Source organism: Streptomyces cyaneofuscatus, from assembly GCF_000718135.1.
Taxonomy (GTDB): Bacteria; Actinomycetota; Actinomycetes; order Streptomycetales; family Streptomycetaceae; genus Streptomyces; species Streptomyces cyaneofuscatus.
The window spans coordinates 1-229 of sequence record NZ_JOEM01000109.1; the positions used below are offsets into that span (position 1 = coordinate 1).

General features: G+C 65.1%; 1 protein-coding gene. It reads right to left on the reverse strand.

The window, feature by feature from the left end; all coding sequences use genetic code 11:
• A partial coding sequence (locus IF17_RS0135990) for a glutamine amidotransferase-related protein (RefSeq protein ID WP_167344553.1) occupies positions 1-229 on the reverse strand: 229 nt, incomplete at both ends.

Here is a 229-nt window from a genome sequence, read left to right on the forward strand (position 1 = left end):
CTTGCCCGTGGTGCGGTCCTGCACCGGCTGGTTGATCCCACGGTGCCCGTACTTCAGCTTGTACGTACCGAACCCCAGCGCCCGGCCGAGGATCTGGTTGCCGAAACAGATCCCGAACAACGGAGTCGACCGCTCCAGGACACCCTGCATCAGCGCCACCGGGTGATCAGCCGTCGACGGGTCACCGGGACCGTTGGAGAAGAACACACCATCCGGCTGGACCGCGTAC